The sequence below is a fragment of the Paenarthrobacter sp. TYUT067 genome, from assembly GCF_023656375.1.
GTDB lineage: Bacteria > Actinomycetota > Actinomycetes > Actinomycetales > Micrococcaceae > Arthrobacter.
Genome location: NZ_JAMOIT010000020.1, coordinates 23992 through 48502, shown reverse-complemented (window position 1 = coordinate 48502; position 24511 = coordinate 23992). Strand labels below are relative to the sequence as shown.

The window sequence follows — 24511 nt, the reverse complement described above, 5'->3', positions numbered from 1 at the left end:
TGTGTGCCGCTGGAAGGCCAGCTGTGGCAGAGTATTGACCATGCCGGAACTCCCCGAAGTGCACGGCCTGTGCATGTACTTGGACACCCAACTCCATGGAGCCGTGCTGACCGAGGTCCGCATCAACTCCTTCTCTGCACTCAAGACGGCCGATCCCCCTTCCACTGCACTCGAAGGCCGGACCATCCTTGGTGCGCACCGCATCGGCAAGTTCGTATGCCTGGACGCCGATGGACTGTTCTTTATTTTCCACTTGGCAAAAGCCGGCTGGGTCAGGTATACCGAACACCCGTCATCTGCAGGGCTGCGCATGGGCAAAAGCAACATCTCGGCACGGCTCTTGCTCCACAGGCCTGCCGACGATGCCCACATCGGGGTGGATCTGACCGAAGCAGGAACCAAGAAGAGCCTGGCCATCTACGTGGTGAAGGATCCTCAGGACGTTCCGGGAATAGCCACGCTGGGACCGGAGCCCCTGAGCCCCGATTTTGACCTGGACGCACTGGCCGGCATTGTGGGCTCCAGCTCGCAACAGATCAAAGGCCTGCTGCGCAGCCAGAGCGTGATCGCAGGGATTGGCAACGCCTACAGCGACGAAATTCTCCACGCCGCCAGGATTTCCCCGTTCGCCACCGCCAAGTCCCTCGACCAGGCAACGGTGGCCCGCCTCTATGAATCCATGCAGGAGGTTCTGGTCGGCGCCGTCAACGCAGCAGCCGGCAAACCTTCCAACGAGCTTAAAGACACCAAGCGCAGCAACTTCCGGGTCCATGCCAGAACCGGTCAGCCCTGCCCGGTGTGCGGGGATACCGTCCGCGAGGTGTCCTTCGCGGACACCTCGCTTCAGTATTGCGCCACCTGCCAGACCAACGGGAAGATCCTCGCCGACCGGCGTACGTCACGGTTCCTCAAGTAGGCCGGTCATGTCCTCTGGAGGGCAACAAGCCGTTAGTTGAATTCAGGGCTTTCAGTGCGGCTGCGCTTCAACTCGAAGAAGTGCGGGTAGCCGGCCAGAGTCACGGTTGCATCCCAGATCTTCCCGGCTTCCTCGCCACGCGGAATGCGGGTGAGCACCGGACCAAAGAACGCCGTGCCGTTGACGGATACCACGGGAGTTCCTACATCCTGGCCGACCAATGAAATTCCGGCCTCGTGGCTGGCGCGCAGCTTGGAATCATATTCATCGGAAGTGGCAAAACGTGCCAGGTCCGCGGGAAGCCCGGTGTCCGCCAGGGCTTTCTGAATCACGGATGCGCGGTCCTTGTTGCCCTCATGGTGGATCTGTTCACCCATGGCATCGTAGAGGGGCTTGACGTAACTGCTGCCGTGGAGCTCCTGCGCTGCGATGATCACACGAACGGGCCCCCAGCTGTCGTCCATCATGGCCCTGTAGTCGGCAGGTAGATCGCGGCCTTCGTTCAGCACGGAAAGGCTCATGACGTGCCATTCGGTCTCGATGCCCCGCACCTGCTCCACTTCACCGATCCAACGCGAGGTAATCCACGCGAAGGGGCAGACGGGATCGAACCAGAAATCTGCCTTGTTGACGGTTTTGTGGGACGCGGTCACTTCAGACACAAGCTGTTCGGACACAGAGAACTCCTCGGAAGAGTGGAAACGTGGCTTTAAAGGCAGCTCGCAACCAAGCCGCTCCCTTTTTCCAACGGCAGTCTAGGCGGACTTATTCCGCCGCTTTGCCACTACGTCGTGGGCAATCATGGTGGGCTGTGCTGTCTTGGCAACGACGTCGGCCGTGATCACCACGGTTGCGATGTCGTCTCTGCTGGGAAGATCGAACATGACGGGGAGCAATACATCTTCCATGATGGCCCGCAGGCCACGTGCGCCCGTGCCACGTTCAAGAGCCTGGTCCGCTATGGCATCCAGGGCGTCGTCGTCAAACTGCAACTCCACGCCATCAAGTTGGAACATCTTCTGGTATTGCTTCACCAAGGCGTTCTTTGGCGTGGACAGGATCTGAATCAATGCCGGCCGGTCCAGGCTGGAGACCGTAGTGATGACCGGGAGCCTGCCGATGAATTCCGGAATCAACCCGAACTTGAGCAAGTCCTCAGGCATAACTTCGCCGTAAGTATCCACGTTGTCCCGGGCTTCGTTGAGCGGCGCACCGAATCCGATGCCTTTGCGGCCGGAACGCGAACCAATGATGTCTTCCAGTCCCGCGAAGGCTCCGGCCACAATGAACAGGACATTGGTGGTATCGATCTGAATGAATTCCTGATGCGGGTGCTTCCTTCCACCCTGGGGTGGAACAGAGGCCACAGTGCCTTCAAGGATCTTGAGCAGAGCCTGCTGCACGCCTTCGCCGGATACATCGCGGGTGATGGACGGGTTCTCGCTCTTACGGGAGATTTTGTCGATCTCGTCGATGTAGATGATGCCTTGCTCGGCCTTCTTGACATCATAGTCAGCGGCTTGGATGAGCTTGAGGAGGATGTTCTCTACGTCCTCGCCAACATAGCCTGCTTCCGTCAGGGCAGTGGCGTCGGCCACGGCGAACGGCACGTTGAGCCGACGGGCGAGAGTCTGGGCGAGGTAGGTCTTTCCGCAGCCTGTAGGGCCGATCAGAAGGATGTTGGACTTGGCGATCTCCACATCCTCGTGATGGGATCCCTCACCGAGGCTGCCGGCCTTGGGAGCGTGACCGGCCTGAATGCGCTTGTAATGGTTATAGACAGCTACCGCAAGGGAACGCTTGGCCGGCTCTTGGCCGATCACATATTCCTGCAGGAAGTCGAAGATCTCACGAGGTTTGGGCAGTTCAAAACTGCCGAGATCGGAAACTTCCGCGAGCTCTTCCTCGATGATCTCGTTGCAAAGCTCGATGCACTCATCGCAGATGTATACACCGGGCCCGGCAATCAGCTTCCGTACCTGCTTTTGGCTCTTTCCGCAGAAAGAACACTTCAGCAGATCCGTGCTCTCGCCAATCCGAGCCATGTGTGAATCCCTTCGTTGCATGCGGGTGATGCGGCTCCGCGCCGTACTCAAGTGTGCGGCTGCGCCGCGGCTGGCACCACCGTGACAAGATCCACTCTAGGTCACAATGGGCTGCTTGGGTGGAAACAGAACGCCGGTGCGGTCCATATTTCGTGAACCGCACCGGCGTCCAAATCCGTGTGCTACCGGGTGATTGCCTGGGGCTTGATCTTCCGGGAGTCCAGAACCTGGTCAATGAGACCGTAGTTCAGGGCATCCGCAGCGGTAAGAATCTTGTCTCGCTCGATGTCATTGTTGACCTGTTCGGACGTACGGCCCGAGTGGTGTGCCAATGTATCTTCAAGCCAGGTGCGCATGCGCATGACTTCCGCCGCCTGGATCTCGAGGTCGGACGCCTGTCCACCTTGACCGCCGGAAAGCGCCGGCTGGTGGATCAAAACGCGGGCGTTCGGCAGTGCCAGACGCTTACCGGGCGTGCCGGCGGCAAGGAGGACTGCGGCCGCGCTGGCTGCCTGACCCAAGCACACCGTCTGGATCTCCGGACGAATGTACTGCATGGTGTCGTAGATGGCCGTCATTGCCGTGAAGGAGCCACCCGGCGAGTTGATGTACAGGGTGATGTCGCGGTCCGGATCAGTCGACTCAAGGACCAGCAGCTGGGCCATGATGTCGTCAGCGGAAGCGTCGTCCACCTGTACACCGAGGAAGATGATGCGGTCCTCGAACAGCTTGGTGTACGGGTCCTGGCGCTTGAAGCCGTAAGGCGTGCGCTCCTCGAACTGGGGCAGGACGTAACGGCTGGACGGGAGATTACCGGCAGACCATCCGAAGTTGTAGTTCATGTTCTTTACTCCTGGGGTTTCAGTGGTTCTTGTGCCGGTTAGTTTTCGGAGTTCGACTGGTTGGCCGTTCCGCCGCCACCGGCAACAGAACCGGCATGCGCCGAGATCTTGTCGAAGAAGCCGTACTCCAATGCCTCAGTCGCGGTGAACCACTTGTCGCGGTCGTTGTCCTTGAGGATGGTCTCCACGGACTGCCCGGTCTGTTCTGCCGTGAGTTCGGCCATGACCTTCTTCATGTGCAAGATCAGTTCTGCCTGGATCTTGATGTCCGAGGCGGTGCCGCCGATGCCACCCGAGGGCTGGTGCATCAGGATGCGGGCATTGGGCGTCGCGTAACGCTTGCCCTTGGTTCCGGAGGACAGGAGGAACTGGCCCATGGAGGCGGCCAGACCCGTTGCCACGGTGACGACGTCGTTCGGGATGAACTGCATGGTGTCGTAGATCGCCATGCCGGCGGTCACGGAACCACCCGGGGAGTTGATGTACAGGTAGATGTCCTTCTCAGGGTCTTCAGCCGAGAGGAGGAGGAGCTGAGAGCAGATGGCATTGGCATTCTCGTCACGGACTTCAGAGCCGAGCCAGATGATGCGCTCTTTCAGCAGGCGGTTGTAGATGTAGTTGTCCTGGGCTGCGGGATCGACAGTTGCCATCCGGGGAGCCTCTGATTGCTGTGACATAAGTACTTACCTCTCGCTGGTGCCAGTGACCTCACTGAACTTCACTACTTGGACACTAACCGTTTTCACGGGCGATTTGTTCGCTGAAATCGCACTGTTCGCTGACGGCGCACGTCGGCGATCAGGACCGCTGTTCAGCCTTAAAGCAAACCGGCCCCGGATCATGTGATCCGGGGCCGGTAGGAGTCGTTGACTAGAACTTCACTGCTGCGGGGTCATCGCTTGCGGAAACCTCAGCTTCTTCGGTTGCTTCAATTGCTGCGTCCTCTTCGGCTGCTGCTTCGCCTGCAGGGCGGACGAAGTCGGTGAGGTCAACCTTGTTGCCTTCGGAGTCCACTACCTCTGCCTGGCCCAGCACAACTGCCAGGGCCTTGCGACGGCGGACCTCGGAAACCATCATGGGAACCTGGCCGCTTTGATCGATGATCTGGGCGAACTGGTTGGGGTCCATGCCGTACTGGCTTGCGGTGGTGACGATGTAGTCGATCAGCTCGTTCTGGCTGACGTCCACTTCTTCCTTGTCCGCAATGGCGTCGAGGATGATCTCGTTCTGGAAGGCGCGCTCGGTGTTGGCCTTGACTTCGGCGCGGTGCTCCTCGGTGTCGTGGTCACCTTCGCCGTGTGCGTTTTCCGGGTTGAAGTGAGCCTCGATCTGCTCTTCAACCACGGAGTCGGGAACAGGAACCTCAACCAGCTCAACGAGCTTGTCAAGAACCTTATCGCGAGCTTCAACGCCCTGCTCCACTACCTTGGAATCAGCAGCCTGCTTGGCGAGGTCCTCACGAAGTTCAGCGAGGGTGTCGAACTCGGAGGCAAGCTGCGCAAAGTCGTCGTTTGCCTCGGGGAGCTCGCGCTCCTTGACGGCCTTGACAACAACCTTCACCTGAGCGGCCTCGCCGGCGTGGTCGCCGCCAACCAGCGTGGTCTCGAAGATTGCTTCCTCGTCGGCCGACAGGCCGGTCACGGCTTCGTCAAGGCCTTCGAGCATGGTGCCGGCACCAACCTGGTACGAAAGGCCGGAAGCGGAATCGATGTCTTCGCCGTCAATTGTGGCGGTGATGTCGATGGTCAGGAAGTCGTCGTTCTTGGCAGGACGCTCAACGGACTTCAGCGTGCCGAAGCGGCCGCGAAGTTCGTCCAGCGCCTTGTCGACATCAGCTTCGGAAGACTCCGCAGCAGCAACCTCAACCTTGATGCCGGCGTAGTCCGGCAGCTCGATCTCGGGGCGGACATCGATCTCCACCTGGAACTTGAGCTCGCCATCGGTTGCGGACGGATCCGGAACCTCGGTGATTTCAACTTCGGGACGGCTCAGGGGCCGAACACCGGTTTCCTGGACTGCGGCCTGGTACCAGCCATTGAGGCCATCGTTGATGGCGGTCTCCAGAACGTAGCCGCGGCCAACGCGCTGGTCGATCAGCTTGGAGGGAACTTTGCCCTTGCGGAATCCGGGAACCTGGATCTGCGAAGCAACGGTCTTGTACGCGGCATCGATGCTCGGCTTAAGTTCCTCATAGGGAACCTCAACGTTGAGCTTGACCCGCGTTGCGGTGAGGTTCTCGACAGCGCTCTTCACAGTCTAAGTACTCCTGATTTCGTGGGTATGGGTTTCTGTTGTGCCCCTGAACAGACACAAACACAGAGTCGGGGTGACAGGATTTGAACCTGCGACTTCCTGCTCCCAAAGCAGGTGCTCTAGCCAAGCTGAGCTACACCCCGAAGGCACAGGACAGTCTACGGGCAAGCGGGCCAAGAATGCACATTTGACACTGCGGCCGGAATTAGGTTTAGTTGTACCCGGCTTGAACAGCCACCGGGAAGATGTCCAAAACAAGGATATCCGTCCTGGGGACGTAGCTTAATGGTAAAGCCTCAGTCTTCCAAACTGATTACGCGGGTTCGATTCCCGTCGTCCCCTCCATACAAAAGGGCCCCGATCCACGGATCGGGGCCCTTTTTTTTGACCAGGAACTTTCCTAAACCTGGCAGCCGGGACACCAGTAGAGTTTGCGGGCGCCAATTTCAGTTACCCCCACCAGCGTCCCGCAGGCGCGGCAGGGCAGGCCCTGGCGCTTATAAACAAAGTGGGCGTCGGCGTCGGACGCCATCACACCACCGCCGGTCCACAGCGTGGACGGCGTCGTAACAATCCGTCCATCACGGACGCCGTCCGACATGGTGACCACGGTGTCATCCCAGAGCCGACCAGCCGTTTCGGCATCAATGCCGCTTCCCGGCGTCCACGGGTCCACAGCCTGCCGGAACAAGACTTCGGCCCGGTAGATGTTCCCCACCCCGGCCAGCACCGACTGGTCCATCATCAGCAGCGCTACTGCCGTCTTACGCCGACGCAGGCGTCGAATGAACTCATCACGGTCTCCGGGCCGGTTATGCAGCGGATCCGGGCCCAGGCGCGCCAGCACGGCCGCAGCCTCAGCAGCGGTGATGGCTGCACACGTGGTGGCGCCCCGGAGATCGGCCCAACCGTGGTCAGAGACCAGGCGGACGCGCACTGCGCCTACCGGCGGGGGCGGGCCGTCGTACGCATCGTCGTCCGCCACAGAGGCGCTTTCCCGTTCACCGATGCGCCGCGGGGCGCCGATGCTGGACGCACCCGTGAAGGTACTGTCGCCGCCGAAACTCCACGCCCCGTAAAGACCCAGGTGGACGTGGAGGAAGAGATCGTGGTCAAACCTGAGAAAGAGCTGCTTTCCGTGGGCAGTGGAGTCAACCAGGATGTGCCCGGTGAGGAGCTCCGCGCCCGCCGTGAACCTGCCTTGCGGGCTGGAAACTTCCAGACGCCGGCCCCCAAAGACGTCCTGGAATTGGCGGGCCAGCCTGTGGACCGAATGCCCCTCAGGCACTACTCGACGATCTCGCCGGTGGTTTCGTACACCGCGATTTTTCCGATGCGGCGAACGTGGCGTTCGTCGTTGCTGAAGGGCTCCTGCAGGAAGGCCTCAATGAGCTCGGTGGCTTCTTCGACGGTGTGCTGGCGTCCGCCAACAGCTACGACGTTGGCGTCGTTGTGTTCGCGGGCCAGCTTTGCAGTGGAGAGGTTCCAGGCCAGGGCAGCGCGGACGCCGTTGACCTTATTCGCAGCAATTTGCTCGCCATTGCCCGAGCCGCCCAGCACAATGCCAAGGGCGTGCACTCCGGCCTTCTGGTCTGCAACAACGGCAAGGCCGGCATTGATGCAGAAAGAAGGGTAGTCATCCAGGGCGTCGTACTCCTTGGGCCCGTGATCCACCACTTCGTAGCCCTTGGCCGTGAGGTGGCTGACCAAGTGGGCACTGAGTTCCATGCCGGCGTGGTCTGTAGCAATGTGGACGCGGGGTGTAGTCACAGGAAGTCCATTCTTTCTGGCGCGCGGGTGCGGCGTGCGGCCGGGCCCGACGATGAGGGATGCGCTACCTAGGGTACCGCTACCGGGGTTATAGGGGCGGCCCGTCGCCCCGGGCACGATGCGCCGCCCGGTTCAAGACTCCCGCAAGTTTGTCCGCGGATGCCTGCGTGCCGGCGCTCAGCGCCACCCGGCCACCGTTAAGTTTCCTTACGACGACGGCCGGGCCACTGCCGACCAGCATCGCGGTGGCATCATCGTGGTGCCGCCAGCCCCACCCGCCATAATCTGCGGCCTTGACCTCTGCGGGGGCGGCTGCGGCGATGTCGACGGCGGGTACGGTCAAGACGCGTACGATCCCGCCGGCGAATACCTGGAGCCCTCCACGATCAGCCCGCACCCTCGCGAACAGGAACCCTGCGCCCACCAACGCGGCCGCCGCAACCAGGGCCCCAAGCCATGGGACAGCCACCGCTATCAGTGCAGCGGGGAACAATGCCGAGACAACGATCATGATGAAGACGGAACTCCTGGCATGCACCCACAGCCGGAGCGTATCGCGGGCAAGATCGGGATCTTCAAGAAGCCGCAGCTCTTCTTCGAGCGCCACGTCATCCTCCCGGGTCCACCGCGGGTCCGGCTTGAACGCGAACATCATCACCACGCCCAAAGCCACGGCGGCGCCGCTGCCCATGGCCAGCACAATGGGGTCCACATGGGACTCGCGCGCGTCCGGCAGACCTGATTGGCCCACTAGTCCGGCCGCCACCACGGTGGTGATGAAGAGGCTTACCGTCAGGCCCAGGCCCATCATGACCCGCCGCATGACTACAGGCCTGGTTATTGACACTGCTTGAAGAAAGACTGCCCAGCCGCAGAAAATGATGAGGGCAGCGCCGCCAGCCACATAGGCGCCGAACGGCGCGAAAGAACTGCCGCCGTCGGCGTTCCACATCACCGCAACAGGATTGGGGAGCTCGTTGCGCAACATCTGGGCGCACACCACAAACCCGACGGCAAGAAGCAGCGGAAAGGCAACCGCAAACCTCAGTGCGCGGAAATCCAGAGTTTCCCGGAACGATGCCATAGTCCAACGCTACTCCGTAGGGCGACACTGTGGTGTCCGCTCCTTGCCTTCCCGGCGCGGAGTGAAAGAATGGCTTCACACCAGCGTCCGGCCACGACAGGCCGGCCATCCCAAATCTTCGGAGGCACCACTTGCCAGGCCTGAACCTCACGCGCGACGAAGCTGCCAAACGCGCCGAACTGCTCAACGTCGAGTCTTATCACGTCACCCTGGACCTGACTCAAGGTTCAGAGACCTTCGGCTCCACTACGGTGGTTAGGTTTTCTGCAGAGCCGGGTTCGTCGACGTTCATCGACGCCATCACGGCGGCAGTCCACAGTGTGACCTTGAACGGGACGGAACTGGACCCGGCTGAGGTCTCCGACGGCGTCCGCATCCAGCTCCCTGACCTGGCCGCGAACAACGAATTAGTGGTGGTGGCGGATGCTCCGTACATGAACACCGGGGAAGGCCTGCACCGCTTCGTAGACCCCGTGGATGGCGAGGTTTACCTGTATACGCAGTTCGAAGTTCCCGACTCCCGCCGCATGTTCGCAGTCTTCGAGCAGCCGGACCTGAAAGCCAGCTTCACGTTCACGGTCACTGCGCCATCGCACTGGGACGTTATCTCCAACTCCCCCACCCCGGTTCCCGTTGAAGCTCCTGCTGCCGGCGATGGCACCGCACGGTCCGTGTGGAACTTCGCCTCCACCCCGCGCCTGTCCTCCTACGTCACGGCTTTGATCGCCGGGCCGTACCAATCAGTTCGCTCCGAGGTCACCAGCTCCGACGGCCGGGTGATTCCGTTGGGAGTCTTTGCCCGCAAGTCGCTCATGCAGTACCTCGATGCGGACAACATCTTCGAGCTGACCCGCCAAGGCTTCGAATTCTTCGAGGCACAGTTCGGGTTCCCGTACCCGTTCGAGAAATACGACCAGCTGTTCGTCCCGGAGTTCAACGCCGGAGCCATGGAAAATGCCGGTGCCGTGACCATCCTGGAAGGCTACGTCTTCCGCGGAAAAGTCACAGGCGCCCAGATTGAACGTCGCGCCATCACGGTCCTGCATGAACTGGCGCATATGTGGTTCGGGGACCTGGTGACCATGCGCTGGTGGAACGACCTCTGGCTCAACGAATCCTTCGCCGAATACATGTCGCACCTGGCCGCCGTGGAAAACACGGAATTCGACCGGGCCTGGACCACTTTCGCCTCCGTGGAGAAGTCATGGGCCTACAAGCAGGACCAGCTTCCCACCACACACCCGATCTTCGCCGAAATCAACAACCTTGAAGACGTGGAGGTGAACTTCGACGGCATCACCTACGCCAAGGGCGCCTCGGTGTTGCGGCAGTTGGTGGCCTGGGTGGGTCCGGAACAGTTCATGGCCGGCGTCCGCTCCTACTTCGCCAAGCACGCCTGGAAGAACACCGAGCTCGCCGACCTCATGGTGGAACTCGAAGCCGCCAGCGGCAGGGACCTGGACGCATGGGGCAAGCTGTGGCTCGAAACTGCCGGCGTGAACACCCTGGCGCCCGAGCTGGAAGTTGCCGGTGACAGCACCATCACCGGCTTCGCGATCCTCCAGACTGCCATCGAGGAACAGCCCACCCTCCGCCCGCACCGACTCGCCGTCGGCTTCTACTCACTCTCCGACGACGGCAAGCTGGAGCGGACGCATCGCGAGGAACTCGACGTCGACGGCCCCCGCACAGAAGTACCCGCGTTGGTGGGCAAAGCCCGGCCGGACTTGATCCTGCTCAACGACGACGACCTCGCCTACGCCAAGGTCCGCTTGGACGAACACTCCCTCGCCACCGCCAAAGCCCATCTGAAAGACTTCGCAGCCAGCCTGCCGCGCACTCTGGTGTGGGGCTCGGCATGGGATGCAGCCCGTGACGGGGAAACCCCCGCCCGCGGCTATGTTGATCTGATCCTGGCGAACATCGCCTCGGAAACGGACTCCTCGGTGATCCTGGTCCAGCTGCGCCAGCTCGCCACCACCTTGACGTACTTCGTTGCGGCAGAACACAAGCTTGCCTCGACGATTGCGGCCGCAGACAAACTGTGGGACCTCGCTTCGTCCGCGGCGGCGGGCTCGGACGCCCAACTGCAGTTCGCCAAGTCATTCGCCCAGCTGGCACGCAGTGGCGGGCAGTTTGACCGTATTCAGGCCCTCTTGGATGGCACGGAGACACTCGAGGGCCTCTCTATCGACCAGGACATGCGGTGGGAGCTCCTCACGGCGCTGGTGGCCGGCGGACGGAAGGATCAGGCCCGCATAGACGAAGAACTCTCCCGCGACAACACTTCCAACGGCCACAACGCGGCAGCACTGGCCAAGGCGGCCATACCCACGCCGGAGGCAAAGGCAGCAGCCTGGGATTCAATCGTGGTCAAGGGGGACCTCTCCAACGCCCTGCAAGCCTCAGCGGTGGCCGGCTTCATGCGCGTGACGGACACCGCCTTGCTGGAGCCTTTCGCGGAGAAGTATTTTGAGGCAGTGCCTGGAATCGTCGAGGAACGCACCCATGCCTTGGCACAGCAGATCGTGGTGGGTCTCTACCCGGCACAGCTCACAACACAAGCTACGGTGGACCGCACCGATGCCTTCCTGGCCGGACTTCCCGAGGAGAGCGCAGCACTGCGCCGAATGATGCTGGAAAACCGCGACAGCGTGGCCCGGGCCCTGCGGGCAAGGGCAGCGGACGTCTAAGCCCCGCCCCGTGTGAGGCCCGTGCGGATAGTGGGCACCCCAAAGCTAAACTGTCCGCATGGGCCTCCACGAACACCATTACGCACTGACTGTCCGCTGGACCGGAAACCTCGGTGAAGGCACTGCCGGGTATCGGGCGTATTCCCGGGATCACGACGTTGAAATCAATGGCCTTCCGACGCTAAAAGGTTCAGCAGATCCCACTTTCCATGGGGACCGGACCCGCTACAACCCGGAACAGTTGCTACTCGCAGCACTCTCCCAGTGCCACATGCTGTCCTTCCTGCATGTGGCCGTCAAACACGGTGTGGTGGTGACCGGTTACGAGGACAAAGCCGAAGGCCTCATGAAGCTCAACCGGGACGGCAGCGGGCAGTTCGAAAGTGTCACGTTGAGGCCGCACGTCACCATTACCGATCCCGCCCACGCAGACGTGGTCCCGCAGCTTCATCATGAAGCCAACCAGGTTTGCTTCATTGCCCGCAGCGTCAACTTCCCGGTTCTCCACGAACCGCTCACGACGACGGCCGCCGCCTAACGCTGTTCACGGCGCCACAGTGCCACGAGCCTCTGCTCAGAGTCACGGCGCAGCCCGGCTTTACGATCCCTGTCCAAGCCTCGCTGACGTTCATCATCAAGCGTGGCTGCCAAGGTCTCCTGCCACGGGCGCAGGGCCATGCCACGCTCCCGTGCGGCGCGGTTGGTCCGCGATTGAAAGCCATCGTGGCCTTCCGGCAGCCAGAGGGGCATGGAATCCGGACCTGCCCAGTACTCCACGCCATGGCCCACCAGCCAGTCCTCATCAGCCCGGATGACCTCCTCAGCGGCACGATCACCCACTGCGGTTTCAGCAGCCCGCCGCGACTCGTCGATGTAGTCCTCGAACCGCACCACGTCTCCCAGGGCGTTGTAGGTACCGGCCAGCCCTTGTTCAGCGGACTGTAGAACCCACGCCGCGAGGTCCCGGACATCAATGATCTGTGTGGCGGCGTCCGGGATATCCGGGACCAGGACAGGGTCAGTGTTCGCAGCGAATCGAGCCGGCCAGTAGCCGTATCTGTCAGTCCCGTCCCCTGGTCCCCCAATGAGTCCGGCACGGACGATGTGCGCCTTCTCCCCCACGGCAGCAATCGTCATCTGCTCAATCGCCGACTTGGACTCCCCATAAGTTTCCGGGGCCCCTGCCTGACCCGCCGGCAGGGGTTCGAGCAGTGTAGCGCCCTCATCGGCACCAGGTATGGAATGGTCTGCATAGACCGAGCAGCTGGAGACGAACGTCCAATGCCCTGTTCCTGCACTCAACGCTTCGAGGGCCTCACGGGCCTGGACCGGATCGCGGGACACCTCTACCACCGAGTCCCAGTGTCCCTCGAGGTCGGCGAAGGCTGCGGCACCCAAGGCGCGGTCGCTCCTGACCCACGTGACGCCGTCGGGCGGTCCAGCCGAAGTACCACGTGCCAAACAGGTGACGTCGTGCCCGGCAGCAACAGCCTGCCGGGCAATTTCTGCTGACAGGAAGGCGGTGCCGCCCAAGACCAGGATGCGCATACCGTCACGCTACGGCGCTAGGGTTGTAGGTGGACAGAGTGTTCCGCGCCCGGCGAACACGGGCCGACGACAGGGAGTTATTCCACCTTGACCTCCATCCCCCTTGCAGAAACCATCACCTTGGAACCTGAAAAAATCGATCTGATGTCCATCCTCATCACCTTGGGCGTGGGCCTGGCTGTGTGGGTCGTGGCCCGGTTCATCATCCTGCGCATCACGCGACGAGTGTCCGCCGGCAGTTCCTTCTTCAAAAAACCGCATTTCAAGTGGGTCCAACCGGCCATCCGCGCGCTGGACCACGAACGCCGATCGCAACGCGCCGAAACCATTGGCACGTTGTTGACCAGCTTGGTGAGCGTGGTTGTTGTGGTGATCGTCATCATCTACGTCCTCAAGTACATGAACGTTGATGTCGCACCACTCTTGACCAGCGTGGGAATCCTGGGTGTCGCCATTGGTTTCGGTGCCCAGCAGCTGATCCGCGACTTCCTCGCCGGAATCTTCATCACCATTGAGGATCAGTACGGGATCGGCGATGTCATCGTCACCAGTGAAGTGATTGGTACCGTTGAATCGGTGGGACTGCGCATTACGCGGGTCCGTGCTGAGGACGGAGCCATCTGGTATCTGCGCAACGGCGAAATCCTCCGCGTGGGCAACCGATCACAGGGCGACTACGTGCCGTTGGAAACACCGGACACCGGCGACCAACCCGGCGCAGCAGCTGCCACCGTCACAGCAGGCGCACCGCGCGTCACCAAAGCCGAGGAGAAGTCCAATGAGTAACACTGCAAGTGGGCAGCCACCGACTCCGCAGACCGGCCCCCGACGCCAGCTGATGCAGAACGATCCGTTCAGCCAACCTGCTTACACGGACAGCTTCTACGCCGCAGTTGGCGGCCATGAAACGTTCGTCAAGCTCATCGATGTCTTCTACGACGGCGTTGCCACGGATCCTTTGCTGCGGCCCATGTACCCGGAGGAAGACCTCGGACCTGCCAAACGCCGTTTCCTGATGTTCCTGGAGCAATACTGGGGCGGCCCCACAACCTACGGCGAAGAACGCGGCCACCCACGGCTGCGCATGCGCCATATGCCGTTCCGGGTGACACCCGAAGCCAAAGAGCGTTGGTTGTTCCACATGCGCAAGGCCGTTGACTCTTTGGAGTTGTCGCCGCTGCATGAAGGCACCCTGTGGGACTACATGGAGCGGGCTGCGCTGACCATGATCAACAGTCCTTCAGCCGGCGCCTAGTCTTTAGAAGCCGAGCCCCAGGCCTGCACCGGTCCTGACCAGCACATGGCCGCGGGGTCCGCTCAGACGGAACCAGCGGCCATTGCGGAAGACCTTTTGCTCAGCGTCGCCCAGGAAACCCAACGCGAAGGCAGCGAAGGCGGCGCCTGCCGGCAGCCCGGCCGCGCCGGGAAGTTCACGGCCCCAAACAGCTGCCCGTGCGCTATTGACCACGGCGGCACCCGCTGCTGTGGGAATCACGCCAGCCACCTCCGCAATGCCGGCTTCGGCTGCCACCTTGAGGTCGGCGTCGGGCATGGCGCCATGGGCCTCCCAGCCGCTTCGGGGCGCGCCAACGCCCGCCCAGGACTCGGAAACGGTCGACGGCGGGATGGGCAGCTCCACGTCATCGGCACCGGACCTGGCCAACCGGTCCATAACGGAGGCGAGCGTCACGGTGACGTCTGCGTGGGCCGGCTCAGCAAGGGCCATGGTCCGCAAGCCAAGGATTGTTGGGGTGGACTCACCCAATATGCGTGGCCTCAGCACGCACACATATGCGGCCAGGACGGTGCCTGCGCCCTGGAGGCGGATGGCGCCGTCGTCGATGCTTTTTGCCCTGGTGACGAACGTTCGCAGGTCTGCGAGGTCACGGGGATCGGCGAAGCGGAAGGACTGGGTCAAGACGTCTGTCACATCATCGACTCTACCGGCATGTCCGCGGTTGAGAGGGGTCGGGGCGGCGTCTAAAGTCGAACCATGACTGAGACGAATGCTGGCCTCGAGGTGGAAGCACCCGTAGAAGACCCCATGGAAGTGCTGATCGGCCTGCTGGACCTTGGTGATTTTGATGGAGCCCGGACCAATGAGGACATCTTCCTGGGCCCGTCCCAAAAGCAGCCACGGCACCGTGTTTTTGGGGGCCAAGTGTTGGCGCAATCCATGATGGCCGGCATGCGCACCGTGGACCCTGACAGGGCTGCGCACTCCATGCATGGCTACTTCCTGCGTCCCGGTGACGCCAACAAACCGATCACGTTCGGGGTGGAAAGACTGCGCGACGGCCGATCTTTCTCGGCCCGCCGCGTCCATGCCTACCAGGACGGTGTGCCCATTCTCTCCATGATCGCTTCCTTCCAAGTGGAAGACAGCGGCTTGGACCATCAGGCGGAGATGCCCGAAGGCATCCCGGATCCGGATTCCCTGCCCAGCACCGCCGAACTTTTATCCCACTACGATCACCCCATGGCACGCCACATGTCATCGGAGCGGCCCTTCGATGTCCGGCACATCGACCCCGCACTGTACGTATCCCCGCCGGCCGATCACGTGGCGACCAACGCTGTGTGGATGAAGACCATGGGGCCCCTCCCGGATGACCCCAACCTCCACCGGGCAGCACTGGCCTACGCGAGCGACTACACGCTTTTGGAGCCGATCCTCCGCAAGCACGGCCTCGCCTGGATGACGCCGGGCATGAGCGTTGCCAGCCTTGATCACGCCATGTGGTGGCACCGCCCTGTGCGCGTTGACGAGTGGATGCTCTACGTCCAGGAATCCCCCAGCGCCCAAGGTGCCCGGGGACTCGCCACAGGCCGTATCTTCAACCGTGACGGACAGCATGTGGCTACCGTTGCCCAAGAGGGAATGGTCCGGGTTCCGTAGGCGCTGAAGAGCCTCCTGCCCGGGACGCGTTGGAACAGAAAGGCCGGTCCCTGACGGGACCGGCCTTTCTACGTTCGTGCCTGAGGCGATGAGATTCTAGTCGCGGGTCAGGCGGCGGTGCGTGACGCGGTGCGGCTTGGCAGCATCGGGGCCGAGGCGCTCCACCTTGTTCTCCTCATAGGAGTCGAAGTTGCCCTCGAACCAGTACCACTTGGAGGGGTTCTCGTCGTCACCTTCGTAGGCGAGGATGTGCGTCGCTACCCGGTCCAGGAACCAACGATCGTGCGAGACCACCACAGCGCAGCCGGGGAATTCGAGAAGGGCGTTCTCGAGGCTGCCCAGAGTTTCGACGTCGAGGTCGTTGGTAGGTTCGTCAAGGAGGAGAAGGTTGCCACCCTGCTTGAGCGTCAGTGCCAGGTTAAGGCGGTTGCGCTCACCACCGGAGAGAACACCAGCCTTCTTCTGCTGGTCCGGGCCCTTGAAACCGAACGCCGAAACGTAGGCACGCGAAGGCATTTCGACCTGACCGACCTGGAGGAAGTCATGGCCTTCGGAGACAACTTCCCAGAGGGACTTGTTGGGGTCGATGCCGCCACGGGACTGGTCCACGTAGGAGATCTTCACGGACTCGCCGATCTTGAGCTCACCGTCATCCAGAGGCTCCATGCCGACGATCGTCTTGAACAGCGTGGACTTACCCACACCGTTGGGGCCGATGACGCCCACAATGCCGTTACGGGGAAGCGAGAAGGAGAGTCCATCGATCAGTACGCGATCGTCGAAGCCCTTCTTCAGGTTCTTGGCCTCGATAACCAAGGAGCCCAAGCGCGGTCCCGGCGGAATCTGGATCTCTTCGAAGTCCAGCTTGCGGGTGCGATCAGCCTCTGCCGCCATCTCTTCATAGCGGGCCAGACGTGCCTTTGACTTGGTCTGGCGGCCCTTGGCGTTGGAGCGCACCCACTCAAGTTCTTCGGTAAGGCGCTTGGAGAGCTTCGCGTCCTTCTTGCCCTGGACCTCCAGACGGGCTTTCTTCTTCTCCAAGTAGGTGGAGTAGTTGCCCTCGTATGGGTACAGGTGCCCGCGGTCGACTTCCGCAATCCACTCGGCCACGTGATCCAGGAAGTAGCGATCGTGGGTCACGGCAAGGACTGCGCCGGGGTACTGGGAGAGGTGCTGCTCCAGCCAAAGAACGCTCTCAGCATCCAAGTGGTTGGTGGGCTCGTCAAGGAGCAGAAGGTCAGGCTTCTGCAAGAGAAGCTTGCAGAGCGCTACGCGGCGGCGCTCACCACCGGAGAGGACGGTGACAACGGAATCGGCAGGCGGGCAGCGCAGCGCGTCCATGGCCTGCTCAAGCTGGGAATCAATATCCCATGCATCCGCAGCGTCAATGGCTTCCTGAAGCTTGCCCATCTCATCCAGGAGTGTGTCGTAGTCGGCATCCGGGTTGGCCATTTCTTCGGAGATCTCATTGAAGCGCTGGATCTTTCCATAGATCTCGCCAACGCCTTCCTGGACGTTGCCCAGGACGGTCTTTTCCTCGTTCAGCGGCGGTTCCTGCAGGAGGATGCCCACGGTGTAGCCGGGGCTCAGGCGGGCCTCGCCGTTTGACGGGGTGTCCAGTCCGGCCATGATCTTCAGGATGGTGGACTTACCAGCACCGTTCGGGCCCACAACGCCGATCTTCGCGCCAGGGTAGAACGACATGCTGACATCGTCCAGAATAAGTTTGTCGCCAACGGCCTTGCGAGCCTTGGTCATCGTGTAAATGAATTCCGCCATGCCCTTAAATCTAATGGGTAGGCGTACTTAACTCACATTCGAGCGCTGCGGTGGAACTAGCGGGCGTCTCCCACGAAGCATTTTCCCGTGGCCAACACGGGCAGCACGGTGACCACTACCCCACCATCGCGGATTTGCCCCATGATGCAACTATCGCCCGTCCGGGCTGCGGCCTCCATGGCGTCAACGTCCAATCCGGTGGGCGTGCGGCTCACAGACACCTCCACATTGTCTGCAGGGATGCCCGCTGAAACCAAGGCAGTCCTTAGCGCCTCCCGGTCCGGCTTGGGATTGCCGGCCACCAGGGTTTTCAGGGTGGACTCCACGGCGGAGGTGGTTGCCGCAACAGCGGGATCAACCGTGGCTGTGGCCTGTGGGCTGGCGGAGTTTTCCGGGTTGGTGGAGGCTTCAGGGCGGGTGGAAGGCTGCACGGGCTGATCGGCGGATGACGTGGCCGGTGGCGTGCAGGCCGTCATCGTCAACGCGGCAGCGATTATCAGCGTCAGTCCTGCGACGCGGACTTTCCATGCGTCTGCTGCCCTGCTTTTTGTCTGTGCCGTTTGCCTGCTCATCACGTAGCCATTGTGCCATCCACGCAGCAGTGCATTTCACACAGAGTGCAGCCTGCAAGGCCCGTGGCAATTCGCGGCAGACTTAACGGAGAAGAGGTCCTGACCTGCGTTTATGCAGGCCAAGACCCCTTATATGTGCCCCAGGAGGGAATCGAACCCCCGACCGGCGGATTAGAAGGCCGCTGCTCTATCCCCTGAGCTACTGGGGCGCACTGGCGCCCTGACCACCGTGGGCCGCTGGCGCCACAAAGAGTTTACAGTGCGATCGCCTCACAGCTTGCCACCACCACGCTACAGCTTCTACTCCTCCACAACGGCTGTACAGCCAAGGTTATTCACATAGGCCATTACAGACCTCCCCTCCCGGTCTTTCCTGGATGAAGCTGAAAGCGCCGGACAGGCACTCCCTACACCGAGAAGGACCACCAATGAATGACATGATCAGCGTCCGGGGCTTCGTGGCCTCGGAGGTCAAGAGTTCCACTACTACGCGGGGCACTGCCACCGCATCATTCCGCCTTGGAACCACGGAGCGCCGCTACGATCGCGCTACCAGCACCTGGGTGGACGGAAACACCAACTGGTACACCGTTCAGTCATTCCGCTTCCTCGCCGGGCACGTTGGATGCAGCATCAAAAAGGGACAACGGGTGCTCGTCATTGGGAGGCTACGGCTGCGGCAATGGGAACATGAGGGCCGCGTCTACCATGTGGCCGAAATCGACGCCGAATCAGTAGGGCATGACCTCATGTGGGGCTCCGCCAACTTCACCCGAATGAATGGCACCTCAGCCCCTGCTGACTCCGCACCTGCTGTGGAAGCGCCTGGGACCCCTGACCGCAACAATGAGTGGGACTCCGAAGGCCAGGAGATAGATCCTCCCGAAGACGAGTCCATCTCAAGCACCGTAGAGAACCCTGACGGCACCGGCCCCCTACTGGTCAACACCACAACGGGGGAACTGGTGGGTGCCGGCGTTTGATCGGCGCACCAAGACCCGGAGGCCAGCGGGACCAGCCCTGCATGCCGGGCCTCTTCTGGGCCCATGCCACACGACCATGCTCCTTCGAGGATCGAAACGGCTCCTGCTACCTGGGCGGCCGTTGAGGAATTGTTCGGAACCAAGGGCGAACCGTCCCGGTGCTGGTGCCGGTGGTTCGCCCTTGCCGGAAAAGTGCCCGAATCTGCTCCAGGCCGGCCAGTTGTGCGGCTCCGCAAACAATAATGCGGTTCAGTAACCGGAACCGTCATCAAGGCAGCGTCAGGATGACCGGCCCTTCAGCCGTGATGGCCACAGTGTGTTCGCTATGGGCGGCGCGTCGGCCGTTTGCCGAACGAAGAGTCCATTCGTCCTCGTCGTGGTAGTAGTCGTCCTTGCCGCCCAATATCAACATGGGTTCAATGGCAATGACCAGGCCCTCTTCGAGCTTCATGCCCCGGCCAGGCCGGCCCAGGTTGGGAACGGGAGGTTCGGCATGCATTGTCCGGCCGATGCCATGCCCACCGTGATCAGCCAACAACCCAAAGCCCGCACGTTTCGCCTCACCGCCGATTGCATAGGCAAGGTCGCCCATCTTGCTGCCTACCCGCGCTGCCTCGATGCCGCGCGTCAGTGCTGCCTCTGTAGCTGCCACCAGCTCCTGATCCACCGGGTCGCCGGTCCCGACGACGAAGCTGACGGCCGAATCACCGCACCAACCTTCCAGGAAGGCGCCACAGTCAACACTGAGCAGATCGCCGTCCTCAAGTACGTATCCATTCGGGATCCCGTGGACCACGGCGTCGTTGACGCTGGTACAGATCACCCCGGGGAACGGCACGGCCGCCCAGCGTGGGTGGTAGTCGAGGAACGCAGGCTTTGCGCCGGCGTCGTAAATCACGGATGCTGCGACGTCGTCGAGCTCCTTCAGTGAAACGCCCACATCAGCTCGCTCCCGCACCGCGGACAGGGCGTTGGCCACCACGCGACCGGCCTCGCGCATCATCGAGATTTGGTCCGGTGATTTCAGCATTGACATCTCCCCACTCTACGGCGGCCCCACAGCGGGAGCGAGGCCCACAGTCCCTGGCCACCCTTGGACCCTGCGGGCGGCAATACCCGCTCTAGAGTTGTGGCATGACCAACAATGTCCTGGTGCACGCAATCCGGTCTACCCTCCGATCTTCGGCCGACTCCGAGCGGGGAATTGGTGCCCAGGCGTATATGAAATCGGAGATGCCTTCTTTGGGTGTCCGGGTTCCCGAGGTACGCAAGATCGTGAAAGAAGCGGCGAAGCAGTACCCTGTGGCGTCTCCGGATGATCTGCGAAAAGCCGTTCTTGAGCTCTGGCGCGAAGCTGGGGTCCGGGAAGAGCGGTACGCAGCCATCGATCTGACGGGCCTGCAAATGGTCAAGGACGACCTGCAGATGTTGCCCATTTACGAGGAGATCATTCGTACCGGCGCTTGGTGGGATCTCGTCGATGGAGTCGCGCATCGGATCGGCGGACTCCTGCTCGCCAATCCAGCCACCCTGACTCCGGTCCTTCGTCAGTGGTCCACAGACGGCGACATATGGGTCCGGCGGGCCGCTATCACTGCCCAACTTGGAGCCAAAGCGAAAACTGACACCGACCTCCTGGCAGCGGTCATCTCCTCGAACTTCTCCGACAACGAGTTCTTCATTCGCAAGGCCATCGGATGGGCGCTACGGGAGTACAGCAAAACCGACCCCGCCTGGGTCAGGGCTTTCGTTTCCAATAACGCGGGTGCTCTGAGTCCACTCTCCACCCGCGAGGCACTGCGGCTGTTGCCGGACGGCTAAGCCGGTAGCGGCGGGGCTCGACCCACGAACTGCTCAGATGATGGGACGCAGACCGGCTTCATCCCTTACCCGGAACAAACCCTTTGTCTTCGGATCCACGAAGATCAGATAGACCGCGAACAAGAGCGCAATGAGGGCCGCACCGTAACGGGCCAGAATGAGGGCCAGTCCCAGGTCTTCGCTTTGAAGGTAAGGGAACACGTCCAACTGGTCCGAGATCGCGTAAACCATAAAGAACGACACGATGAAATAGAGCGCTTTGACCTGCCAGTCGTTGCGGATACCCGTCACGGCAAACAGCGGTATCAGCCACACTACGTACCACGACTGGATCATGGGGGCGAGCATGACAATAACAGCAAAAGCCAAGGTAAGCCGTCGCATCAGGCGATCGTACTCGCCTCGGAAAATCAGCCATGCCACGGCCGCAACCATCAGCACCTTGCCGGCGTCGTAAACCCACTTCGCCAAAGCCCAGCCGTCCAAGCCAAAGGCATTGAAGATCAGGGCAACAACCATACCGATGAGACCGACAGGCGCGTACCAAATCCACACGCTGCCAGGAGCCGACAGACCGTTGATCCAGCCGAATCCGAAACCGTTGACCAGACTCAAGGCGTAGAGGAGACCGAAGCTCAGCGCGGCCGTGAGGAACCAATAAAGGAATTTGCGCGGCCACGAGGCATGCTTGCCCGCCCACAGGAGTCCGATAAAGGGCAGGAACACCACGGTGATCGGCTTGATGGAGATGGAGAGCGTGACAAGCACCAGCCCTCGAATGACGCGACGGGTAGCACAGTAGTACAGGCCAGCCAGTGCCAGCCCGATCATCAAAGCATCGTTGTGAACACTGGCAATGAAGTTGGTGAGGAAGAGCGGGTTGGCCGCTGTCAGCCACAGTGCCCTGTGCGGATTCACTCCGTGAAGCTCCGCAAGCTTGGGCACGTAGATGATGCAGAGGACCACGCCCGCCGCAGCAACAAGGCGGAAAAGCATAATGCTTGCTTCGGGCTGTACGTTGGTCACCCACACCACGAACTGCTCTATCCACAGGAACAACTGGCCGTAGGGAACAGGCGCCTCGGTCCACATCTTGTCGGCGCCAAGCTGGAAGTAGTTGGGCAGGGCTGAAATCCCGTTCTCATAAGGGTTTATGCCTTCCACCATCAACCGGCCTTGACCGATGTAGGCGTAGACGTCCCTGCTGAAGAGCGGAACAGTGAACATCATGGGCAGCCCCCAAGCCGCCACGGCCTGCAGCGTCGCCTTTCGGGCTTCCAATCCCCACACCCGGACGCGCTGGCCCAATCGCAGCCAGGCGCGGACAAGCAGCATGCCACCGATGGCCAACAGCACGATCGACAGACCAACGCCGACACCTTCGGTGCGCATCCAGATAAAGAGCGGCAACCTACGCAGTTCCGAAACGGGGGCAAGCCAGCCAACGCCCAAGGAGCCGAACACCATGAACATGGAACCAATGAAGCCGGCGATCAAAGGCGAACGTGCGTTATCTACCTCGCCGCCTACAGCGTCGGCTGACGGCGTTGCTGCCCCTGCCAACTGGGCGGCGGGTATTGGCACCGTCATGTGGTCGTCATCCAATCGTTCACCCGCTGCGGTCGGGTCAAAGTTCTGCGTCATGGGGGCGTTCGGCAACAGGACGAAACGACGCTGCCGCGCTCAAAAATCGTACCATCGGAGCACTTGGAAGCCACTGAGCGATAGGCTGGGCGAGTGCCTATTACTAATGAACGCATCGTCTGGATCGACTGCGAAATGACCGGCTTGGACCTCATCAACGACGCCTTGATTGAGGTCGCTGCGCTGGTGACAGATTCCGAACTCAATATCCTGGGCGAAGGCGTGGATGTGGTTATCAAGCCCGATGATGCCGCGCTGGAGCAAATGAACGACTTCGTGCGGGACATGCACACCCGCTCCAAGCTCCTGGATGAGCTTCCCCGGGGAAAGACCATGGCCGAGGCCGAGGCGCAGGTCCTCGAATACATCGAAAAGTGGGTCCCGGATCCCCGCAAGGCACCCTTGGGCGGCAACTCCGTGGGAACTGACCGGATGTTCCTGGCCCGGGATATGCCCAACATCGTGGAACATCTTCACTACCGCGTGATCGATGTCAGCACCATCAAGGAGCTCTCACGCCGCTGGTTCCCTCGCGCGTACTTCCAGTCCCCCGCCAAGCATGGCGGCCACCGTGCATTGGGCGACATCAAGGACTCGATCGACGAGCTGCGTTACTACCGCCAGGCTGTTTTCGTTCCTACGCCGGGACCGGACACCGCCACAGCACAGCGCATTTCCAAGGAGATCATGGCCACCGCTGAGACCTTGGGATCCAGCGAACGGGTGTGATCTGCACCATTTTTCAAGGTTTTTTCGCCAAAAACGGCAAAAGTGGACTTTGCACCCCAAAACAGCAGGTAAGCTATTTGTCGTTGCCTTGGAGGAAAGCCGGTCAAACGGTTCAGTCCCGATAAGGCGCATGGTGGGCTTAGCTCAGTTGGCAGAGCGCCTGGTTGTGGTCCAGGAGGTCGCGGGTTCAACCCCCGTAGCTCACCCCACCGAGATTGGCTCCAGAGCCGGTTTCCACAAAGGCCGCACCGGTTATCCGGTGCGGCCTTTGCTTTTAACCCGGAGCGGGTCACGCGGCCACGTCCGAGGCCGCGGCCGGACCGCCACCGGACTACCGCGCTAAACGAAGGAAATGCTGAGATGACCGTCCTGCCAGTCACTATCTGGGGCGAACCTGTGTTGCACCGCCGGGCAAGCGAGGTGGAGGTTTTCGATGATGAACTCCGCGGCTTGATCGCGGACATGTTCGAAACCAATGATGCCGCCAACGGGGTTGGACTCGCCGCTCCTCAGATCGGCGTGGGTAAGCGACTCTTTGTCTACAAGTACGCCAACGATGACGACGTGCCGGAGCAGGGCGTGGTGGTCAACCCGGTGCTGACACTTTCCAAGGTCTCGGGGGCACTTCCGGATCCCGACGAACATGTTGAAGGATGCTTGTCCTTCCCGGGCGAGTACTACCCGTTGCAACGCGCAGAATGGGCACGGGTTCAGGGTTTTGACGGCAACGGCAACCCCTTGGATTTCGAAGCGACAGGGTGGTTCGCCAGAATCCTGCAACACGAGTTCGACCACTTGGACGGCAAACTGTATGTCAACCGCCTTGTGGACCGGTACTCCAAGAAGGCGTTGAAGCAGGCCAAGAAGAACGGCTGGGGTGTTCCTGGACTGACTTGGATGCCTGGCGTCGATCCAGATCCGTTCGGGCACTGA

Annotated in this window: 24 protein-coding genes and 4 tRNA genes; 12 read left to right on the top strand and 16 right to left on the bottom strand. The window is 61.4% G+C overall.

The genetic code is table 11. The features are described from left to right. The first annotated feature begins 40 nt into the window (after positions 1-40). On the top strand, positions 41-916 hold the full coding sequence (locus tag MOD31_RS17360) for an Fpg/Nei family DNA glycosylase (protein ID WP_250821209.1): 876 nt from the start codon (positions 41-43) through the stop codon (positions 914-916). A 32-nt stretch (positions 917-948) separates the two neighbouring features. On the opposite strand, the gene MOD31_RS17355 is transcribed toward MOD31_RS17360, so the two are convergent. From MOD31_RS17355 to MOD31_RS17330, 6 genes are all read right to left on the bottom strand, one after another. Continuing rightward, the gene (locus tag MOD31_RS17355) at positions 949-1593 is read right to left on the bottom strand and encodes a DsbA family protein (RefSeq protein ID WP_142938996.1); all 645 of its coding nucleotides are present in this window, start codon (positions 1591-1593) and stop codon (positions 949-951) included. Between the two features lie 78 nt (positions 1594-1671). Then, on the bottom strand, positions 1672-2961 hold the full coding sequence (gene clpX / locus MOD31_RS17350) for an ATP-dependent Clp protease ATP-binding subunit ClpX (RefSeq protein WP_024816917.1): 1290 nt from the start codon (positions 2959-2961) through the stop codon (positions 1672-1674). A 182-nt stretch (positions 2962-3143) separates the two neighbouring features. Next, a complete protein-coding gene (locus MOD31_RS17345; RefSeq protein ID WP_142938995.1) occupies positions 3144-3803 on the bottom strand; it encodes an ATP-dependent Clp protease proteolytic subunit in 660 nt (219 codons plus the stop codon). Between the two features lie 38 nt (positions 3804-3841). After that, positions 3842-4453, bottom strand: a complete 612-nt coding sequence (locus MOD31_RS17340) for an ATP-dependent Clp protease proteolytic subunit (protein ID WP_014922040.1) — start codon at positions 4451-4453, stop codon at positions 3842-3844. 220 nt (positions 4454-4673) lie between these two features. After that, the gene (gene tig / locus MOD31_RS17335) at positions 4674-6056 is read right to left on the bottom strand and encodes a trigger factor (protein WP_250821208.1); all 1383 of its coding nucleotides are present in this window, start codon (positions 6054-6056) and stop codon (positions 4674-4676) included. 68 nt (positions 6057-6124) lie between these two features. Further along, positions 6125-6199, bottom strand: a tRNA-Pro gene (locus MOD31_RS17330). A 128-nt stretch (positions 6200-6327) separates the two neighbouring features. On the opposite strand from MOD31_RS17330, the gene MOD31_RS17325 reads away from it, so the two are divergent. Further along, positions 6328-6401: transfer RNA gene (locus tag MOD31_RS17325), tRNA-Gly, on the top strand. A gap of 55 nt (positions 6402-6456) precedes the next feature. On the opposite strand, the gene MOD31_RS17320 is transcribed toward MOD31_RS17325, so the two are convergent. The 3 genes from MOD31_RS17320 to MOD31_RS17310 form a co-directional block, all read right to left on the bottom strand. Beyond that, entirely contained in the window at positions 6457-7344 is an 888-nt protein-coding gene (locus tag MOD31_RS17320; protein ID WP_250821207.1) for a DNA glycosylase, read from the bottom strand. Continuing rightward, entirely contained in the window at positions 7344-7826 is a 483-nt protein-coding gene (locus MOD31_RS17315) for a ribose-5-phosphate isomerase (RefSeq protein WP_011775062.1), read from the bottom strand. Before MOD31_RS17315 ends, MOD31_RS17320 begins: the two co-directional genes overlap by 1 nt. An 88-nt stretch (positions 7827-7914) precedes the next feature. Continuing rightward, entirely contained in the window at positions 7915-8910 is a 996-nt protein-coding gene (locus tag MOD31_RS17310; protein ID WP_166840503.1) for a hypothetical protein, read from the bottom strand. A gap of 131 nt (positions 8911-9041) precedes the next feature. Here MOD31_RS17310 and pepN point away from each other — a divergent pair, with 131 nt between their 5' ends. Next, positions 9042-11603 (top strand): aminopeptidase N, encoded by a 2562-nt coding sequence (gene pepN, locus MOD31_RS17305; RefSeq protein ID WP_223940432.1) that lies wholly within the window; start codon positions 9042-9044, stop codon positions 11601-11603. Positions 11604-11661: 58 nt separating this feature from the next. Continuing rightward, complete coding sequence (locus MOD31_RS17300; protein ID WP_142938990.1) at positions 11662-12141, top strand: OsmC family protein; 480 nt, start codon at positions 11662-11664, stop codon at positions 12139-12141. Here MOD31_RS17300 and MOD31_RS17295 read toward each other — a convergent pair. Beyond that, the gene (locus MOD31_RS17295; protein ID WP_250821206.1) at positions 12138-13151 is read right to left on the bottom strand and encodes an NAD-dependent epimerase/dehydratase family protein; all 1014 of its coding nucleotides are present in this window, start codon (positions 13149-13151) and stop codon (positions 12138-12140) included. The two genes, MOD31_RS17300 and MOD31_RS17295, sit on opposite strands and share 4 nt — an antisense overlap. Before the next feature lie 87 nt (positions 13152-13238). Here MOD31_RS17295 and MOD31_RS17290 point away from each other — a divergent pair, with 87 nt between their 5' ends. After that, on the top strand, positions 13239-13937 hold the full coding sequence (locus tag MOD31_RS17290; protein WP_142938988.1) for a mechanosensitive ion channel family protein: 699 nt from the start codon (positions 13239-13241) through the stop codon (positions 13935-13937). Continuing rightward, entirely contained in the window at positions 13930-14406 is a 477-nt protein-coding gene (locus MOD31_RS17285; protein WP_284705487.1) for a globin, read from the top strand. Before MOD31_RS17290 ends, MOD31_RS17285 begins: the two co-directional genes overlap by 8 nt. A gap of 3 nt (positions 14407-14409) precedes the next feature. Here MOD31_RS17285 and MOD31_RS17280 read toward each other — a convergent pair whose 3' ends face one another. After that, a complete protein-coding gene (locus MOD31_RS17280) occupies positions 14410-15081 on the bottom strand; it encodes a hypothetical protein (protein WP_250821205.1) in 672 nt (223 codons plus the stop codon). 63 nt (positions 15082-15144) lie between these two features. On the opposite strand from MOD31_RS17280, the gene MOD31_RS17275 reads away from it, so the two are divergent. Continuing rightward, entirely contained in the window at positions 15145-16050 is a 906-nt protein-coding gene (locus MOD31_RS17275) for an acyl-CoA thioesterase II (protein WP_166840498.1), read from the top strand. A gap of 96 nt (positions 16051-16146) precedes the next feature. Here the strand turns inward: MOD31_RS17275 and ettA are convergent, their stop codons facing one another. The 3 genes from ettA to MOD31_RS17260 form a co-directional block, all read right to left on the bottom strand. Then, a complete protein-coding gene (ettA, locus tag MOD31_RS17270) occupies positions 16147-17829 on the bottom strand; it encodes an energy-dependent translational throttle protein EttA (RefSeq protein ID WP_250821204.1) in 1683 nt (560 codons plus the stop codon). Between the two features lie 56 nt (positions 17830-17885). Then, positions 17886-18401 (bottom strand): hypothetical protein, encoded by a 516-nt coding sequence (locus MOD31_RS17265; protein WP_238703414.1) that lies wholly within the window; start codon positions 18399-18401, stop codon positions 17886-17888. Positions 18402-18537: 136 nt separating this feature from the next. Further along, positions 18538-18610: transfer RNA gene (locus tag MOD31_RS17260), tRNA-Arg, on the bottom strand. Positions 18611-18829: 219 nt separating this feature from the next. Between MOD31_RS17260 and MOD31_RS17255 the strand changes: the two genes are divergently transcribed. After that, a complete protein-coding gene (locus MOD31_RS17255; RefSeq protein ID WP_142938983.1) occupies positions 18830-19384 on the top strand; it encodes a single-stranded DNA-binding protein in 555 nt (184 codons plus the stop codon). A gap of 268 nt (positions 19385-19652) precedes the next feature. On the opposite strand, the gene map is transcribed toward MOD31_RS17255, so the two are convergent. Continuing rightward, positions 19653-20420 (bottom strand): type I methionyl aminopeptidase, encoded by a 768-nt coding sequence (gene map, locus MOD31_RS17250; protein WP_166840495.1) that lies wholly within the window; start codon positions 20418-20420, stop codon positions 19653-19655. A 98-nt stretch (positions 20421-20518) separates the two neighbouring features. On the opposite strand from map, the gene MOD31_RS17245 reads away from it, so the two are divergent. After that, on the top strand, positions 20519-21205 hold the full coding sequence (locus MOD31_RS17245; RefSeq protein WP_250821203.1) for a DNA alkylation repair protein: 687 nt from the start codon (positions 20519-20521) through the stop codon (positions 21203-21205). A 33-nt stretch (positions 21206-21238) separates the two neighbouring features. Here MOD31_RS17245 and mptB read toward each other — a convergent pair whose 3' ends face one another. Then, complete coding sequence (mptB, locus tag MOD31_RS17240) at positions 21239-22795, bottom strand: polyprenol phosphomannose-dependent alpha 1,6 mannosyltransferase MptB (protein WP_374206999.1); 1557 nt, start codon at positions 22793-22795, stop codon at positions 21239-21241. Positions 22796-22942: 147 nt separating this feature from the next. Between mptB and orn the strand changes: the two genes are divergently transcribed. From orn to def, 3 genes are all read left to right on the top strand, one after another. Continuing rightward, complete coding sequence (orn, locus tag MOD31_RS17235; RefSeq protein ID WP_142938980.1) at positions 22943-23578, top strand: oligoribonuclease; 636 nt, start codon at positions 22943-22945, stop codon at positions 23576-23578. Between the two features lie 133 nt (positions 23579-23711). Continuing rightward, positions 23712-23787: transfer RNA gene (locus MOD31_RS17230), tRNA-His, on the top strand. Between the two features lie 151 nt (positions 23788-23938). Beyond that, complete coding sequence (gene def / locus MOD31_RS17225; protein ID WP_142938979.1) at positions 23939-24511, top strand: peptide deformylase; 573 nt, start codon at positions 23939-23941, stop codon at positions 24509-24511.

Coding starts and splice junctions, on each gene's coding strand:
- def (WP_142938979.1), top strand. CDS start 23,939: ATGACCGTCCTGCCAGTCACTATCTGGGGCGAACCTGTGTTGCACCGC.
- MOD31_RS17360 (WP_250821209.1), top strand. CDS start 41: ATGCCGGAACTCCCCGAAGTGCACGGCCTGTGCATGTACTTGGACACC.
- MOD31_RS17275 (WP_166840498.1), top strand. CDS start 15,145: ATGACTGAGACGAATGCTGGCCTCGAGGTGGAAGCACCCGTAGAAGAC.
- clpX (WP_024816917.1), bottom strand. CDS start 2,961: ATGGCTCGGATTGGCGAGAGCACGGATCTGCTGAAGTGTTCTTTCTGC.
- MOD31_RS17285 (WP_284705487.1), top strand. CDS start 13,930: ATGAGTAACACTGCAAGTGGGCAGCCACCGACTCCGCAGACCGGCCCC.
- MOD31_RS17345 (WP_142938995.1), bottom strand. CDS start 3,803: ATGAACTACAACTTCGGATGGTCTGCCGGTAATCTCCCGTCCAGCCGT.
- MOD31_RS17245 (WP_250821203.1), top strand. CDS start 20,519: ATGACCAACAATGTCCTGGTGCACGCAATCCGGTCTACCCTCCGATCT.
- ettA (WP_250821204.1), bottom strand. CDS start 17,829: ATGGCGGAATTCATTTACACGATGACCAAGGCTCGCAAGGCCGTTGGC.
- MOD31_RS17310 (WP_166840503.1), bottom strand. CDS start 8,910: ATGGCATCGTTCCGGGAAACTCTGGATTTCCGCGCACTGAGGTTTGCG.
- MOD31_RS17265 (WP_238703414.1), bottom strand. CDS start 18,401: ATGAGCAGGCAAACGGCACAGACAAAAAGCAGGGCAGCAGACGCATGG.
- MOD31_RS17295 (WP_250821206.1), bottom strand. CDS start 13,151: ATGCGCATCCTGGTCTTGGGCGGCACCGCCTTCCTGTCAGCAGAAATT.
- map (WP_166840495.1), bottom strand. CDS start 20,420: ATGTCAATGCTGAAATCACCGGACCAAATCTCGATGATGCGCGAGGCC.
- MOD31_RS17300 (WP_142938990.1), top strand. CDS start 11,662: ATGGGCCTCCACGAACACCATTACGCACTGACTGTCCGCTGGACCGGA.
- MOD31_RS17340 (WP_014922040.1), bottom strand. CDS start 4,453: ATGGCAACTGTCGATCCCGCAGCCCAGGACAACTACATCTACAACCGC.
- MOD31_RS17255 (WP_142938983.1), top strand. CDS start 18,830: ATGAATGACATGATCAGCGTCCGGGGCTTCGTGGCCTCGGAGGTCAAG.
- mptB (WP_374206999.1), bottom strand. CDS start 22,795: ATGACGGTGCCAATACCCGCCGCCCAGTTGGCAGGGGCAGCAACGCCG.